This is a genomic window from Thermodesulfobacteriota bacterium, from assembly GCA_040758155.1.
Taxonomy (GTDB): domain Bacteria; phylum Desulfobacterota; class Deferrimicrobia; order Deferrimicrobiales; family Deferrimicrobiaceae; genus UBA2219.
In genome coordinates this window covers 13,507-29,490 of sequence record JBFLWB010000140.1, presented here as the reverse complement: position 1 = coordinate 29,490, position 15,984 = coordinate 13,507, and the positions used below count along the sequence as shown (strand labels likewise).

Below are 15,984 nucleotides of genomic sequence, written 5' to 3'. Positions count from 1 at the left end.
GGAGGGAGAAAGAAATGTGTTGTGGTCGCTCGCGTTTTCCCTGTAATATAATCGGGGTGTTGGGGAGGATAAGTGGGCCGGTGCCCACTTTTTTTTTCTGTCTTCGATGAAAGCGGATACCGAAAAGATCGAGGCGATCGCCCGGGAAGTCGCGGGGGATCTCTCCCTTTCCCTGTTCGACCTCGAGGTCGCGCGGGAGGGGCCGCGGATCGTCCTGCGGGTTTTCGTCGACCGGGAAGGCGGCGTATCGCTTTCGGAGATCCGGTCCTTCAGCCGCAGGTTCGGCGCGATCCTCGACGTGGAGGATCCCGTCGAGGGAACGTACCTGCTCGAGGTTTCCTCCCCCGGACTGAACCGCAGGCTGCGCAGGCCGGAGCATTTCGCCCTGTCCGTGGGCAGCCGGGTGCGGCTGACGCTGTCGGAGATGAAAGAGGGCCGCCGGAACTTCGTGGGGATCCTGGCCGGGTCGGACGACGGCGGGATCGATCTCAAGACGGAGGACGCGGTGATCCGGATCGCCTACGGCGAGATCCGGAAGGCGAACCTGGACGTTACCCAGGAAGAACTCTTCGGGAAGGGAAAGAAAAAGCGATGATCCTGGACGTCGGACAGATCATTGCCCAGCTGGGCAAGGAAAAAGGGATCGACAAGAACATCATCATCGAAGCGATCAAGGAGGCCCTCGAAAGCGCCGCCCGGAAGAAATACGGGGCGAACAAGATCCTCGAGGCGACCTACGATCCCGAAACCGGAGAATTCGAGATCCTGGCCTTCCGCACGGTGACGGACAACCTGACCGACCCGGACACCCAGATGTCGCTCGCCGAGGCGCAGGCGCTGGACCCCGAGGCCCAGGTGGGGGACAGCCTGGGCGACCGGCTCAGCACCAAGGACCTCGGCCGGATCGCCGCCCAGACCGCGCGCCAGATCATCATGCAGAAGGTCAAGGACGCCGAGCGGGAGGTCATCTACAACGAGTTCATCGGCCGCAAGGGGGAGATCATCAACGGCATCGTGCAGCGGTACGAGCGCGACTGCCTCGTCATCGACATGGGCAAGGCGGAGGCGATCATGCCGCCGTCGGAGCAGATTCCCCGGGAGCGGTACCGCCAGACCGACCGGATCCGCGCCTACATCAAGGACGTGACGAAGACTTCCCGCGGGCCGGAGATCCTGCTGTCCCGGGCCGATCCCCGGATGATCATCAAGCTGTTCGAGCAGGAGGTCCCCGAGGTGTACGAGGGGGTGGTCAGCATCCTGAGCGTGGCGAGGGAGCCGGGCTTCCGGACGAAGATCGCCGTCCGCTCGAGGGACCGCGACGTGGACCCGGTCGGGGCGTGCGTCGGCATGAAGGGATCCCGCGTGCAGAGCGTCGTCCAGGAGCTGCGCGGCGAGCGGATCGACATCATCGCCTGGGACGAGGATCCCGCGAAGTTCGTCTGCAACGCCCTCCAGCCCGCGGAGATCATCCGGGTCCTCGTGAACGAGTCGGAGAAGACCATGGAGGTGATCGTCCCCGAGGAGCAGCTCCTGCTGGCGATCGGCAAGAAGGGGCAGAACGTCAAGCTCGCCTCCAAGCTGGTGGGGTGGAACATCGAGGTCCGCGCCGAGGGGCAGGTCGAGGACGCGCTGAAGCGGGCGGAAGGTCTCTTCGCGAAGAAGCCGGAGGCGGAGGCCCCTGCGGAGGCGCCGGCAGACGCCGGGACGGCTGATCCGCCTTCGGCGGAACCCGCGCCGTCGGAAGCGCCTTCCGCGGAACCGGCGGCGGAAGAACCGGCCGGGGGAGAGGGAAGCGGCCCCCGGAAGGAGTAGCATGAAAGAAACAAGGCGCACCTGCGTTCAGTGCGGGGCCGTGACGGGGAAGGAACGGCTTCTCCGGATCGCGGGGAGGCCCGGGGCGGGGTGGACCCCCGACCCGGCGGGCAGGCTCCCCGGACGCGGCATCTACCTGTGCCGCGACGGCGAATGCATCGGGCGGTTCGCCGCCAGACTCCGGACGCGGAAGGGCGGCGCGCGCTGGAAGATGGGCGAGTCGGGCACGGAACTGGCGGACCGGCTGGCCGCCGCGAGGACGCACGAAGCATAACTTCGGCAGGGGGAGTGGATGGACAAGGTTCGGATTCGGGATCTGGCGAAAGACCTGGGCATGGAGACGAGCAGGGAGATCATCGCTTTCCTGGAGAGGATCGGCGCGAAAGGGAAGTCGGCCTCCAGCAACCTCGAAGGCGACCTGATCGACCGGGTCAAGGGGCACTTCAAGAAGCCGCCGCAGGCTCCTCCTCCGCCCCAGACCACCGTGCTGACCCGTTCCGACGGCGTGATCGAGCGCAGGTCGCAGAAGGTCATCCTCCGGCGCGGCGTTCCCGCTCCTCCGCCCGCCCCTCCGTCCGCGAAGGAGGAGGCGGCCGCCGCCGAAGCGCACCGCGCGGAAACCGTCCCTCAGCCCTCCGCCGCCGAGACCGCGCCGCCGACCGCCGGCGAAGCGGGCGCCCTTCCCGTAGAGATCCCATCGGAAACCCCCGCGGCCGCGCCGCAGGCGGAGGCCGCCGGAGCGGCGCCGCAGGCCGCGGTCCCCGCCTCGGGGGCCCAGCCCGAGGCGACCGCGGAGGGCGAGACGCCGCTGCGGGTCGTCGAGAAGCCCGTGGCCGCCGTCAAGCCCGAGGACGCCAGGAAAGACAAGGACAAGAAGTGGAAGAAGAACAAGCCTCACGAGCGGAAGGTGCAGAAGGGGGTCCTGAAGCAGACGATCATCAAGGAGGTCCTCGAGGAGCCCGAGGCCGAGGCGAAGAAAGCCGAGGGGGCCGCTCCGGCGCCCGAAGCCGAGCCGTCGGTCGTGCGGCAGTTCCAGCCCACCCGCATCTCGAAGAAGCGCGGCCGGCCGGTCAAGGAGAAGAAGGTTCCCTCGACGCTGCCGCCCAAGGCGAGCAAGCGGCACCTGAAGATCGAGGAGGTAGTCACCGTCGGCGACCTGGCCCACCGGATGGGGATCAAGGCGGCGGACGTCATCAAGAAGCTCATCGAGATGGGGATGCCCTCGACGCTGAACCAGCTCCTCGACGCCGAAACGGCCGGGATCCTGGCGCAGGAGTACGGCTTCGAGGTCGAGAACGTCGCCCCCGAGATGGAGAGTCTCATCGACCAGGAGGTCGACAAGGAAGAGGATCTCCGTCCCCGCGCGCCCGTCGTCACCATCATGGGGCACGTCGACCACGGGAAGACCACGCTGCTCGACGCCATCCGGGAGAGCAAGGTCACCGAGACGGAGGCGGGCGGGATCACGCAGCACATCGGCGCCTACGAGGTGGAGCACAACGACCGGCGCCTCGTCATCCTCGACACGCCGGGCCACGAAGCGTTCACGGCGATGCGCGCGCGCGGCGCGTCGGTGACGGACATCGTCGTCCTGGTGGTCGGAGCCGACGACGGGGTGATGCCGCAGACGATCGAGGCGATCGACCACGCCAAGGCGGCGAACGTCCCCATCGTCGTGGCGGTGAACAAGATCGACAAGCCGGGCGCCCAGCCCGACCGGATCCGCCAGCAGCTCTCCGACCACGGCCTGATCCCCGAGGAGTGGGGCGGCACCAACCTGTATGCCAACGTGTCCGCGAAGAAGCGCATCGGCATCAACGAGCTTCTGGAGCTCATCCTCCTGCAGGCGGACGTCCTCGAGCTCAGGTCCAATCCGACGAAGCTCGCCCGCGGCACCGTCCTCGAATCGCGCCTGGAGAAGGGGCGCGGCCCGGTGGCCACCGTCCTGGTCCTCGACGGCACCCTGAAGGTGGGCGACGCGATCGTGACGGGGAGCCACTACGGGCGCGTGCGCGCGCTGATCAACTACAAGGGGAAGCGGCTCGACGACGCCCCCCCAGGCACGCCCGTGGAGATCCAGGGGCTGACGGGGCTGCCCGATGCGGGGAACAAGTTCGCGGTCCTGAAGGACGAGCGGACCGCGCGGCAGATCGCGCTCCACCGGTCCGAGAAGGAGCGGGAGCGCGTCATCGCCCGCCCGCGGATGAGCCTCGAGGACCTGCACCGGAAGATCGACGCCGGGGAAGTGAAGGACCTGAACATCGTCATCAAGTCCGACGTCCAGGGCTCGATGGAGGCGCTGCAGTTTTCCCTCGGGAAGCTCGGGACGGACAAGGTGAAGGTCAAGATCATCCACTCGGGGGTCGGCGGGATCTCCGAGTCCGACGTGATGCTCGCCTCCGCGTCATCGGCCGTCATCATCGGGTTCAACGTCCGGCCCGAGGCGAAGGGGGCGGAGCTCGCGGAGCGGGAAGGCGTCGACATCCGCCTTTACTCGATCATCTACGACGTGGTCGACGACATCAAGAAGGCGATGGAAGGGCTCCTCGAGCCCACCCTGAAGGAGATCGTCCAGGGGAGGGCCGAGGTCCGGAACACCTTCCACATCTCCAAGATCGGGACGATCGCGGGATGCGGGGTCATCTCGGGGAAGATCACCCGGAACTCCAACGTGCGCCTCCTGCGGGACAACGTGGTGGTGTTCGACGGGAAGCTCTCCTCCCTCAAGCGCTTCAAGGACGACGTGCGGGAGGTCCTCGAGGGGTACGAGTGCGGCCTGGGGATCGAAAACTACAACGACATCCAGGTCGGCGACCAGATCGAGGCGTACACCATCGAGAAGATCGCCGGCACCCTGGTGTAGCGGCGGCCTCCCTTGGTCGTCGCGGTGCTCACCGCGGACCTTCTCTTCCCCGGGGCGCTGTCCCTGAAGGACAAGCGGCGCCGCATCGCGGGACTCACGGCGAGGATCCGCGCGGGATACCCCGTTTCCGTGGCCGAGGTGGCGCACCACGACAAGTGGCAGCGAGGTACGATCGGCGTCGCCCTCGTCACCACGGACACCCGGCTCGCCCGGTCGATGTTCGACCGGATCGCGGACGGGATCGGCAGGGACGGGGAGGTGGAGCTGTTGTCCGCCCGCATCGAATTCTTCCGGCCCGAGGGGGGCGATTCCGAATGAGAGGTCGAGGCGACCGACCGGCGCGCGTCGCGGAACGGATCCGGGAAGAGCTCTCCGTCCTCCTGCAGAGGAAGGTGAACGACCCCGGGCTGTCGGGCGTGACGATCACCTCGGTCTCCATCACCCCCGATCTGAAGCTCGCCCACGTGCGCTGGACCGCGCTCGCGGACGAGGCCGCGCGGAAGGAGGTCGTGAGGGCCCTGCGGCGCGCCGAAGGGTACCTCCGGCGGGAGGTGGGGACGGCCCTGGGGCTGCGAAGCGCGCCGGAGCTGCAGTTCCACTACGACGATTCGTACGAGCGCGGGGCCCGCATCGACTCGCTCCTCCGGGACATCTCGAAGGAAGGGGGGGAGCGGGAATGAGGGGAGACCTGTCCGCCATCTGCAGGGTGTTCGCGGAGAAGGAGCGGTTCCTCATCGCGTGCCACGAGAACCCGGAGGGGGACGCCATCGGGTCGGAGCTGGCGCTGGCGCTGGCGCTCCGGAAGATGGGAAAGACCGCCGCGGTGCTGAACGCCGACCCCGTCCCGGAGAACCTGCGGTTCCTCCCCGGCGCCGACACGGTCCGGATGGAGGAGGACGGTTCGAAGTACGAGGTCGCTGTCGTGGTCGACTGCGGCTCCCCGGAGCGGACCGGGAGGGTGGAGGCGGAGCTCCGGAAGCCGCCGCTGCTCGTCAACATCGACCATCACCGCACCAACGGCGTCCGCGGCGACCTCGCCCTTGTGGACCCCGACGCCGCGGCGGCGGGGCTCCTGGTCTACCGCGTGCTCGCCGCCATGGGATGCCCGATCGACCGCGACATCGCGGAGAACATCTACGTCGCCGTCCTGACGGACACCGGCTCGTTCCATTACGGGAACTCCTCGCCGGAGGCGTTCGAGGTGGCGGGGGAAATGGTCCGCCTCGGCGTGGACCCGTGGTCGGTGGCGGAGCAGGTCTACGAGACCCAGAGCCTCTCCCGGCTGCGCCTCCTCGGGAGGGCGCTCTCCTCCCTGGAGATCGCCCTGGAGGGGAAGGTGGCGTCCATCACCACGATGCTTTCGGACCTGGCGGAGGCGGGGGCGGGGAAGGACCTCATGGAAGGATTCATCAACTACCCCCGGTCGGTCCTGGGCGCGGAAGTGGCGGTATCCTTCAGGGAGGAGCAGGGCGGCGCGTTCCGGGTGAGCTTCCGCTCCAAGGGGCGGGTCGACGTTTCGGAGGTGGCAGCGCGGTTCGGCGGAGGCGGCCACCGGAACGCCGCGGGCTGCACGGTCCAGGGGTCGATCTCCGAAGTGAAGCGAAAGGTCTTCGACGCGCTCGGAGCCGCGCTTTCGTGACCGGGGGCGTGCTCGTCCTCGACAAGCCCGGCGGCATCACCTCCTTCGACGCCGTCCGGCTCGCGGGAAGGATCCTCGGGGAGAGGAAGTGCGGCCACGCCGGGACGCTCGACCCGATGGCGACGGGCGTGCTTCCCATCTGCGTCGGGAACGCCACGAAGATCGCCGGGTACCTTGCGGACGAGGAGAAGGAGTACGAGGCGGCGTTCGCCTTCGGCATCGCCACGGACACGGGGGACGCGACCGGGAAGCCGGTGGAGACGCGCCCGGGAGCCGCGGCGGACGAGACGGCCGTCGCGTCGGCGCTGGCGACGCTGGTCGGCACCTTCCTCCAGGTCCCGCCGTCCTACTCCGCGGTGAAGGTGGGCGGGGTGCGCTCCTACGCGCTGGCGCGGAAGGGGAAGGAGGTTCCGCTGGCGCCCCGCCGGGTGACGGTGTCCGCGGCGCGCCTGCTGTCCTGGGACGAGCGGGGATTCTCCGCGGCGATCGCCTGCTCGAAGGGGTTCTACGTCCGGGCGCTGCCACGGGACCTGGGGGAACGACTCGGTGTTCCGATGACGGTCTCCCGGCTGCGGCGTCTCCGGGTGGGGCCGTTCCAGATCGGGAGCGCCGCGACGCTGGAAGAGCTGCGGGAGCTCGCCGCGGCGGGACGGGCCGGCGAGCGGATGATCCCGATCGTCGACGCCCTTTCCCGCATGCCGGCCTGGGTGGTGCCGCCCGACGCGGTGAACGCCGTCCGGAACGGGCGGCTTGCGGGATCCTGGATCGCCGGGCGCGCCTCCGGGGAGCGCGGGGATACGGCGCTGCTCGTCACGGAGCGGCGCGAGCCGCTGGCGATCGTCGGCCGGGACGCTTCGGGGCTGTGGAAGATCCTGAGGGGCATGTAATTTACATCCCCGAATGGATGTGATATAAAGAATTCTTCAATAAAACCGGGAATATCTCGGCGAAAGGGAAGGGCGCAAGGACATGAGCCTGGTTACGGAAAAAAAGAAGGACATCATCGGCAGATTCCGCACGCACGACACCGACACCGGTTCCCCGGAGGTGCAGATCGCGCTCCTGACCGAGCGGATCAACATGATCACGGATCACCTGAAGAGCCACACCAAGGATTTCGGCTCCCGCAGAGGATTGCTGAAGCTGGTCGGGCAGCGCCGCCGCCTGCTGGACTACCTGAAGGCGAAGGAGTCGCTGCGGTACAAGACGGTGGTCGAGTCCCTCGGGCTGCGCAAGTAGTTCCTACACAAGAAGGGAATAAAAAACAGTGGGAAACGTGTACGAAGCGGAAATCTCCGGACGGGTGTTATCCATCGAATCCGGGCGCTGGGCCAAGCAGGCCGGGGGCGCCGCGGTCGTATCCTACGGCGGGTCCGTCGTCCTGGTGACCGCCTGCGTGACGGACACCCCCCGCCCCGGGATCGATTTCCTCCCGCTGGTCGTCGACTACGTCGAGAAGACCTTCGCCGTGGGCAAGATCCCGGGCGGGTTCTTCAAGCGCGAGGGGAAGCTCTCCGAGTTCGAGGTGCTGACCTCCCGGCTGATCGACCGGCCGTTGCGGCCGCTGTTCCCGAAAGGGTTCTACAACGAGATCCAGGTCATCGCCACGGTGCTCTCCGCGGACAAGCAGAACGACACGGGGATCCTGGCGATGATCGGCGCCTCGGCGGCGCTTTCCATCTCCGACATCCCGTTCGGCGGCCCCATCGCGGGAGCGCGGGTCGGCCGGATCGACGGCGAGCTGGTCATCAATCCGCTGCTGCAGGACATCGAGCGCAGCGACATGAACATCTTCGTCGCCGGCAGCCGCGACGCGATCCTGATGGTCGAGGGGGAGGCCGGCGAGATCCCCGAGGAGGAGGTGCTCGACGCCATCTTCCACGCGCACCGGTCGCTCGTGCCCGTCCTCGAGATGCAGGAGAAGATGGCCCGGGAGATCGGCAAGGAGAAGCGCGCCTACGAGAAGAAGGAGCTGTCCGAAGAGGACGCGGGGAAGATCGGGGGAATCGCGGGCGACGCGCTGACCGAGGCATACTCCATCCTGGCGAAGCAGGAGCGCCGCAAGAGGATCGAGGAGGTCGCCGAGGCCGTCCGCGGCTCGTTCTCCGAGGAGGAGCGGCTGGAGAAGGGGATCCTGATCGCCGACGCGTTCAAGGGGCTCGAGAAGAAGATCGTGCGCGGGAAGATCCTGCGGGAGAAGAAGCGGATCGACGGCCGCGGCCTGTCCGACATCCGGAACATCTCCTGCGAGGTCGGCGTGCTCCCCAGGACGCACGGCTCCGCCGTGTTCACGCGGGGCGAGACGCAGGTCCTGGCCACCGCGACGCTCGGGACCAAGCAGGACGAGCAGCGGATCGACTCCCTCCTGGGCGACACGACCAAGGCGTTCATGCTGCACTACAACTTCCCGCCGTTCAGCGTCGGCGAGGTGAAGATGCTCCGCTCCCCGGGGCGCCGCGAGGTCGGCCACGGGGCGCTGGCGGAGCGCGCGGTGTCGAAGGTGCTCCCCCAGAGCGCCGACTTCCCCTACACGGTCCGCGTGGTCTCCGAGGTGCTCGAGTCGAACGGCTCCTCCTCGATGGCCACCGTGTGCGGCTCCTCCCTTGCCATGATGGATGCGGGGATCCCCACCACCGGCGCCGTCTCCGGGATCGCGATGGGGCTGATCAAGGAAGGCGGCGATGTCGCCGTCCTGTCCGACATCCTCGGCGACGAGGACCACCTGGGCGACATGGACTTCAAGGTCGCGGGCACGAAGAACGGCGTCACCGCGATCCAGATGGACATCAAGATCGGCGGCGTCGACCGCGACATCATGCTCACCGCGCTCCGGCAGGCGCGGGAGGGGCGCCTCTTCATCCTCGAGCGGATGAACGCCGCCCTCTCCGGGCACCGGCCCGAGCTCTCGCCGTTCGCCCCGCGGATCTACGTGATGATGGTCAAGCCCGACAAGATCCGCGAGATCATCGGCCCGGGGGGAAAGATCATCCGCGGCATCCAGGAGCAGACCGGCGTCAAGATCGACATCGAGGACGACGGGACGGTCAAGATCGCCGCCGTGGACGCCGACTCCGCCCGCGCGGCCATCTCCATCATCGAGGGGATCGCGCAGGTCCCCGAGGTCGGGAAGGTCTACCAGGGACGGGTCCGGAAGATCATGGATTTCGGGGCGTTCGTCGAGATCTTCCCGGGGACCGACGGACTGCTGCACGTCTCCCAGATCTCCAAGCTCCGGGTCAACACGGCCGAGTGCTTCAAGGAGGGGGACGAGGTCACCGTCCGCGTCCTCGAAGTGGACCGGGACGGGAAGATCCGGCTCTCCCACAAGGAGTTCGAGGAGGAAGGACGCTTCAAGGCCGCAACCGGCCCCCCGCCGGCCTCCGACAGGGATAAGGAGGCGGGCCCGGGCCGGGACCGCGAGCGGGGCCGGGGACCGAGAGGTAGAAGGTAGCCGGCGGAACCCGATGACGGTTGCCGGCACACTCCTCGAAAACGGAATCGCGATCGTCACCGAGCAGGTGCCCTGGCTTCGGTCCGCCACGGCGGGAATCTGGGTCCCCGTAGGCTCCCGGGCGGAGACGCAGGCCGACAGCGGCATCGCCCACTTCATCGAGCACATGCTCTTCAAGGGGACCGCCCGCAGGAAGGCGGTCGACATCTCCCGGGCCATCGAATCGGTCGGCGGAACGATGAACGCCTACACGTCCCGCGAATTCACCTACTTCTTCGCCAAGGCCATGGAGAAGGATTTCCCGCTGATCGTCGACCTCCTGGCGGACATCTACCGGGACTCCGTCTTCGACGAGGAGGAGCTCGCCCGCGAGAAGAGCGTCATCCTCCAGGAGATCCTGATGGTGGACGACACCCCGGAGGAGTTCCTGAACGATTTCTTCAACCTCTCCTACTGGGGGGGGCACCCGCTCGGGCTGCCGGTGCAGGGGACAGCGGAAAGCGTGGGGCGGTTCGACCGGGGCGCGGTCGTCGGCTGTTTCCGCGACCGTTTCCGCAGACGGGGGATCGTCGCGACCGTCGTGGGGAACCTTCCGCACGAGGCCGCGGTCTCCGCGTTCCGGGAGGCGCTGTCCCCGCTGGAGCTGAAGGAGGCGCTGGCCGTCTCCCCGCCCGCGGAGCCGGCCGGCGGGACGTACCTGAAGCCCAGGGAGCTCGAACAGGCGCACCTGTGCCTGGGCGCGCCCGCGGTGGCCCGGAAGAGCGACCGGATCTTCGCGATGGACGTGATCAACGCCGTCCTCGGCGGGAGCTCCTCGAGCCGGCTCTTCCAGGAGGTGCGCGAGAAGCGGGGGCTGGCGTATTCCGTGGGTTCCACGGTGTCCGTCTACGCCGACGCGGGGATCCTCGAGATCTACGCCGGCACGGGGAAGGAGCAGGTCGAGGAGGTCCTCGAGGTGGCGGGACGCATCGTAGACGACCTCCGGGAGGGGGGGATCACCGACGACGAGGTGGCATTCGCGAAGGATCTCATCAAGGGGAACACCCTCCTGTCGCTGGAGAGCACGATGTACCGCATGTCCCACCTCGCGATGAACGAGATGTTCCTCGACCGGAGGGAGCCGCCGGAGGAGGTCCTGGCGCGCGTGGACGCGGTGACGCCGTCCCAGGTGCGCGACCTGGCGGCGGAGCTTCTCCGCAGGGACCGGTTCACGCTGGCCGCCGTGGGGGATCTCCCCGAAGGGGGGCTCGGGTTTTGAGCGGCGGCGCGGTCTGCGACGTCCGTGTTTCCCTGGTCCGGGGAGGGGAGGAGTTCCTGCCCGCATACCAGACGCCGGGCGCCGCGGGGATGGACCTGAAGGCGGCGGTGGACTCCGACGTGGTCATCCCGCCGATGGGGCGGGCCTCGATCCCGACCGGCGTGGCGGTCTCCATGCCGCCGGGGGTGGAGGCGCAGGTCCGGCCGCGCAGCGGGCTGGCGATCCGCCACGGGGTGACGTGCCTGAACAGCCCCGGGACGATCGACGCGGACTACCGCGGGGAGATCCAGGTGATCCTCGCGAACCTCGGCGGGGAGCCGTTTGTCGTGCGGCGGGGCGACCGGATCGCCCAGGTCGTGTTTTCCGCGGTGCTGTCGGCGCGACTGACGGTCGTTCCGGACCTCGACGGGACGGCGCGCGGCGCGGGCGGCTTCGGACACACGGGAAGGTAAGGCAAGGAGGGCGTCGTGATCGAACGGTACACGCGGCCCGAAATGGCGGCGATCTGGCAGGACGAGAACCGGTTCCGCATCTGGCTCGACATTGAGATCCTGGCGATGGAGGCGATGGTCCGGCGGGGGCTGATCCCGAAGGAGGCGCTTGCCAGGGTCCGGCGGAAGGCGGCCTTCGACGTCGCGCGGATCGACGAGATCGAGAAGAAGGTAAAGCACGATGTCATCGCCTTCCTCACCTCGGTGGCCGAACACATCGGGGAGGATTCCCGCTTCCTCCACGTGGGGATGACCAGCTCGGACGTGCTCGACACGGCGTTCGCGGTCCAGATGCGGCAGGCGCTGGCGCTGCTGATCGAGGAGGCGGAAGGGGTCTTCGACGTGCTGAAGGCCCGGGCGGTAGAGCACCGGGGGACGGTGATGATCGGCCGCACCCACGGCGTCCACGCGGAGCCGGTGACATTCGGGTGGAAGATGGCGCTCTGGGCCGACGAGGTCCGGCGGGACATCGCGCGGCTCGAGCGCGCCCGCGACGTCATCTCGGTCGGCAAGATCTCCGGGGCGGTGGGGACCTTTGCCAACATCGACCCGTTCGTCGAGGAGCATGTCTGCCGGAAGCTGGGGCTCTCGCCGGCGCCCGCATCCACACAGGTCATCCAGCGCGACCGGCACGCCGAGCTGTTCTCCACGCTGGCGATCGTCGGCTCCTCCCTCGACAAGTTCGCGACGGAGATCCGGCACCTCCAGCGAACCGAGGTGCTCGAGGCGGAGGAGTTCTTCTCCGAAGGGCAGAAAGGGTCTTCCGCTATGCCCCACAAGCGGAACCCGGTCCTGTCCGAGAACATCTCGGGGCTGTCGCGGCTTTTGCGCGGCTACGCCGTCACCGCGCTGGAGAACGTCGCCCTGTGGCACGAGCGGGACATCAGCCACTCCTCCGCGGAGCGGGTGATCGCCCCCGACGCGACCATCGTCCTCCACTTCGCGCTGGGACGGTTCCGGGGGATGATGGAGAAGCTCATGGTGTATCCCGACCGGATGATGAAAAACCTGCAGAGCACCAACGGCCTGCTCTTCTCCCAACGGGTGCTGCTTGCGCTGGCGGCGAAGGGGTTCTCCAGGGAGAAGGCGTACGAGGTGGTCCAGCGTTCGGCGATGAAGTCCTGGAAGACGGGGCGGCAGCTCCGGACGCTCCTGTGGAAGGACCGGGACGTGCGTTCGGCGCTGACGAAGGAGGAGTTCGAGGAGCTGTTCGACATCGGCTATTACGTCAAGAACATCGACGGGGTCATCGACCGCGTGTTCGGGGCGGATGGAAAGGGGAGGAAGGCGTGAAGGCGAAGATCTACGTTACCCTGAAAAAAGGGGTCCTCGATCCGCAGGGGAAGGCGATCCTCTCCTCGCTGAACCATCTGGGGATCGCGGGGGTGGAGGACGTCCGGGTCGGGAAGTACATGGAGCTCGCGCTGGGGGACATCGGGAAGGACGAGGCGGCGCGGCGCCTCGACGACGCGTGCCGGCGGCTTCTCGCCAACACGGTCATCGAGGATTACCGGATCGAGATCGGGGAGTGAGATGAAGACGGCGGTACTGGTGTTCCCCGGCTCCAACTGCGACCACGACGCGTACCATGCACTGAAGCACGTGGTCGGGCTGGACGCCCGGTTCGTGTGGCACAAGGAGTCCTCCCTCGAGGGGTACGACGCCGTCGTGATCCCGGGCGGCTTCACCTACGGGGACTACCTGCGCACCGGCGCGATGGCGAAGCTCTCCCCGGTGATGGAAGCGGTCCGGCGGTTCGCGGAAGGCGGCGGCCCGGTCATCGGCATCTGCAACGGGTTCCAGATCCTGCTGGAGGCGGGTCTGCTCCCGGGAGCGATGATCGTCAACGAGTCGCTCCGGTTCGTATGCGACTACGTCCACCTCAAGACCGAGACCGCCCGCACCCCCTTTACGCGCGGGTTCTCCCCGGGGACGGTCCTGCGGATCCCCGTCGCGCACTACCAGGGGAACTACTTCGCTGACGCGGGGACGCTGGCCGCCCTCGAGGAGCGGGGGCAGGTGGTGTTCCGGTACTGCGACGCCCGCGGGAACGCGACGGCGGAGGCCAATCCGAACGGCTCCGCCGGGAACATCGCGGGGATCTGCAGCGAAGGGGGGAACGTCCTCGGCATGATGCCCCACCCGGAGCGTTGCGCGGAGGAGGCGCTGGGAAGCGCGGACGGCCGGCGGCTGTTCGATTCCATGGCGGCATGGCTCAAGGAGAAGGGGAGATGAAGGAGAAGCCGGTCACCCTCGAGCTTGCGAAGGAGCACGGTCTTTCCGAGGAGGAGTACGACCGCGTCCGCTCCATCCTGGGCCGGACGCCGGGCTTCACCGAGCTCGGCATCTTCTCCGTCATGTGGAGCGAGCACTGCTCCTACAAGAGCTCCCGGATCCACCTGAAGAAGTTCCCGACGAAAGGGCCGCGCGTCCTCCAGGGGCCGGGGGAGAACGCGGGGATCGTCGATATCGGGGACGGCCTCGCTGTGTCCTTCAAGATGGAGAGCCACAACCACCCGTCCTTCATCGAGCCGTACCAGGGGGCCGCCACTGGAGTCGGCGGCATCCTGCGCGACGTCTTCACCATGGGGGCGCGCCCGATCGCGTCGCTCGACTCCCTGCGCTTCGGCCGCCCCGACCACCCGCGGACGCGGTATCTGGTCACGGGCGTCGTCGGCGGGATCGCGGGGTACGGCAACTGCATCGGCGTTCCCACGGTAGGCGGAGAGATCTACTTCGACGAGTGCTACGACGGGAACATCCTTGTAAACGCCTTCACGCTCGGCGTGGTGCGTAAGGAGTCCATCTGGCGAGGGTACGCGTCGGGGGTGGGGAATCCCATCGTCTACGTCGGGTCGAAGACGGGCCGGGACGGCATCCACGGCGCGACGATGGCCTCCGGGGAGTTCGACGAGAAGTCCGAGGAGAAGCGCCCCACCGTGCAGGTCGGCGACCCGTTCACGGAGAAGCTGCTGCTGGAGGCGTGCCTCGAGCTGATGCGCACCGACGCGATCGTAGGGATCCAGGACATGGGCGCGGCGGGGCTGACCTCCTCCTCCTTCGAGATGGCTTCGCGCGCCGGCACCGGCTTCACGATGGACCTCGACCTCGTCCCGCAGCGGGAGGAGGGGATGATCCCCTACGAGCTGATGCTCTCCGAGTCCCAGGAGCGGATGCTTCTGGTGGCGAAGAAGGGGCGGGAGGACGAGGTCCGCGCGATCTTCGAGAAGTGGGACCTCGACGCGAGCGTCATCGGGGAGGTGACCGGCGACGGCATCGCGCGGATCCGCTGGCGCGGGGAGACGGTGGCCGAGATCCCGGTCGCCCCGGTGACGGACCAGGCGCCGCTCTACGACCGGCCGGCGGCCCGCCCGGAATCCCAGGACGCGCTGCAGCAGGGGCTCGATCCGGCTTCGCTGCCCGCCCCCGCCGACCTGGCGGAGACGTGGACGCGGCTGATGAGCTGCCCCGAGATGGCGGACAAGAGGTGGGTCTTCCGCCAGTACGACCACATGATCCGGACGAACACGCTCGTGCTCCCCGGGTCCGACGCCGCGGTGCTGCGGGTCAAGGGGACGCGGAAGGGGATCGCGCTGTCGGTGGACTGCAACAGCCGTTACTGCTACCTCGATCCGTACGTCGGCGGAATGATCGCCGTCTGCGAGTCGGCGCGCAACGTGGCCTGCTCCGGGGCGGAGCCGATCGGCCTCACCGACTGCCTGAATTTCGGCAACCCGGAAAAGCCCGAGATCATGTGGCAGTTCCGCTCCTCCATCGAGGGGATGGCGAAGGCGTGCGGGGAGCTCGAGATCCCCGTGGTCTCCGGCAACGTCTCCTTCTACAACGAGACGATGGGGAAGGGGATCTATCCCACCCCGACCGTGGCCATGGTCGGCCTGCTCGAGGACGCGGATCGCCGGCGGGTCCAATGGTTCGACGCCCCCGGCGACGCGGTGTTCCTCGCCGGCCCGGAACGCCTCGGGATCGACCTTGGGGGATCGCTGTACCTGAAGGAGGTCCACGGAAAAGTGGCGGGCACGCCGCCTCCGGTGGACCTCGCGCACGAAAAGCGGCTGCAGCGGTTCCTGGCGGCCGCAGCGGCGGAGGGGGCGCTGTCCTCGGCGCACGACCTGGCGGAGGGCGGATTCGCCTGCGCGCTCGCGGAGTGCTGCATCACGAGGCCGGCCGGCCCGATCGGCGTGAAGGTGGCCAACCCGTTTCCGGAAGCCGTTCGGCCGGATTTCGCGATGTTCGCGGAATCCCAGGGGGCGGTCCTGCTTTCCTGCCCTTCCGCGAAAAAGGAGGCGCTGATCGACGTCGCCGCCCGTTTCCGTATTACAATACGGGAGTTGGGGGAGGTCGGCGGGGAGCAGATCGAAATCGGCGTCGTCGCGGCGGTCAACGCGGCGGGGCTGCAGGCCTGCTGGCGGGAAGGATTCGCCAAGGCGTTGGGGCTGGAGGGCTGAAGGG

At 68.0% G+C, this 15,984-nt stretch carries 16 protein-coding genes; all 16 read left to right on the top strand.

What is annotated here, in order from left to right; translation table 11 throughout:
• Positions 1-106 precede the first annotated feature (106 nt).
• The 16 genes from AB1346_09475 (at position 107) to purL (ending at position 15,980) form a co-directional block, all read left to right on the top strand.
• A complete protein-coding gene (locus AB1346_09475; protein ID MEW6720667.1) occupies positions 107-595 on the top strand; it encodes a ribosome maturation factor RimP in 489 nt (162 codons plus the stop codon).
• Positions 592-1,812 (top strand): transcription termination factor NusA, encoded by a 1,221-nt coding sequence (nusA, locus tag AB1346_09470; protein MEW6720666.1) that lies wholly within the window; start codon positions 592-594, stop codon positions 1,810-1,812. Before AB1346_09475 ends, nusA begins: the two co-directional genes overlap by 4 nt.
• A 1-nt stretch (position 1,813) precedes the next feature.
• A complete protein-coding gene (locus AB1346_09465; protein ID MEW6720665.1) occupies positions 1,814-2,086 on the top strand; it encodes a YlxR family protein in 273 nt (90 codons plus the stop codon).
• An 18-nt stretch (positions 2,087-2,104) separates the two neighbouring features.
• A complete protein-coding gene (gene infB / locus AB1346_09460) occupies positions 2,105-4,675 on the top strand; it encodes a translation initiation factor IF-2 (GenBank protein ID MEW6720664.1) in 2,571 nt (856 codons plus the stop codon).
• A 12-nt stretch (positions 4,676-4,687) separates the two neighbouring features.
• Positions 4,688-4,993: a DUF503 domain-containing protein gene (locus tag AB1346_09455; protein ID MEW6720663.1), complete on the top strand. Its 306-nt coding sequence runs from the start codon at positions 4,688-4,690 to the stop codon at positions 4,991-4,993.
• The gene (gene rbfA, locus AB1346_09450) at positions 4,990-5,355 is read left to right on the top strand and encodes a 30S ribosome-binding factor RbfA (protein ID MEW6720662.1); all 366 of its coding nucleotides are present in this window, start codon (positions 4,990-4,992) and stop codon (positions 5,353-5,355) included. Before AB1346_09455 ends, rbfA begins: the two co-directional genes overlap by 4 nt.
• Complete coding sequence (locus AB1346_09445) at positions 5,352-6,314, top strand: bifunctional oligoribonuclease/PAP phosphatase NrnA (GenBank protein ID MEW6720661.1); 963 nt, start codon at positions 5,352-5,354, stop codon at positions 6,312-6,314. The genes rbfA and AB1346_09445 overlap by 4 nt, the downstream gene beginning before the upstream one ends.
• A complete protein-coding gene (gene truB, locus AB1346_09440; GenBank protein ID MEW6720660.1) occupies positions 6,311-7,201 on the top strand; it encodes a tRNA pseudouridine(55) synthase TruB in 891 nt (296 codons plus the stop codon). The genes AB1346_09445 and truB overlap by 4 nt, the downstream gene beginning before the upstream one ends.
• Before the next feature lie 82 nt (positions 7,202-7,283).
• Entirely contained in the window at positions 7,284-7,553 is a 270-nt protein-coding gene (gene rpsO, locus AB1346_09435) for a 30S ribosomal protein S15 (GenBank protein MEW6720659.1), read from the top strand.
• Between the two features lie 37 nt (positions 7,554-7,590).
• Positions 7,591-9,765: a polyribonucleotide nucleotidyltransferase gene (pnp, locus tag AB1346_09430; GenBank protein MEW6720658.1), complete on the top strand. Its 2,175-nt coding sequence runs from the start codon at positions 7,591-7,593 to the stop codon at positions 9,763-9,765.
• 13 nt (positions 9,766-9,778) lie between these two features.
• On the top strand, positions 9,779-11,023 hold the full coding sequence (locus tag AB1346_09425) for a pitrilysin family protein (protein MEW6720657.1): 1,245 nt from the start codon (positions 9,779-9,781) through the stop codon (positions 11,021-11,023).
• Positions 11,020-11,475: a dUTP diphosphatase gene (gene dut / locus AB1346_09420; protein ID MEW6720656.1), complete on the top strand. Its 456-nt coding sequence runs from the start codon at positions 11,020-11,022 to the stop codon at positions 11,473-11,475. The genes AB1346_09425 and dut overlap by 4 nt, the downstream gene beginning before the upstream one ends.
• A gap of 15 nt (positions 11,476-11,490) precedes the next feature.
• Positions 11,491-12,807 carry an adenylosuccinate lyase gene (gene purB, locus AB1346_09415; protein MEW6720655.1) on the top strand — a complete coding sequence of 439 codons (1,317 nt, stop codon included), beginning with the start codon at positions 11,491-11,493 and terminating at the stop codon, positions 12,805-12,807.
• Positions 12,804-13,046 (top strand): phosphoribosylformylglycinamidine synthase subunit PurS, encoded by a 243-nt coding sequence (purS, locus tag AB1346_09410; GenBank protein ID MEW6720654.1) that lies wholly within the window; start codon positions 12,804-12,806, stop codon positions 13,044-13,046. The genes purB and purS overlap by 4 nt, the downstream gene beginning before the upstream one ends.
• Position 13,047: 1 nt before the next feature.
• Positions 13,048-13,749 (top strand): phosphoribosylformylglycinamidine synthase subunit PurQ, encoded by a 702-nt coding sequence (gene purQ, locus AB1346_09405; protein MEW6720653.1) that lies wholly within the window; start codon positions 13,048-13,050, stop codon positions 13,747-13,749.
• A complete protein-coding gene (purL, locus tag AB1346_09400) occupies positions 13,746-15,980 on the top strand; it encodes a phosphoribosylformylglycinamidine synthase subunit PurL (GenBank protein ID MEW6720652.1) in 2,235 nt (744 codons plus the stop codon). Before purQ ends, purL begins: the two co-directional genes overlap by 4 nt.
• The last annotated feature ends 4 nt before the right edge of the window (positions 15,981-15,984 follow it).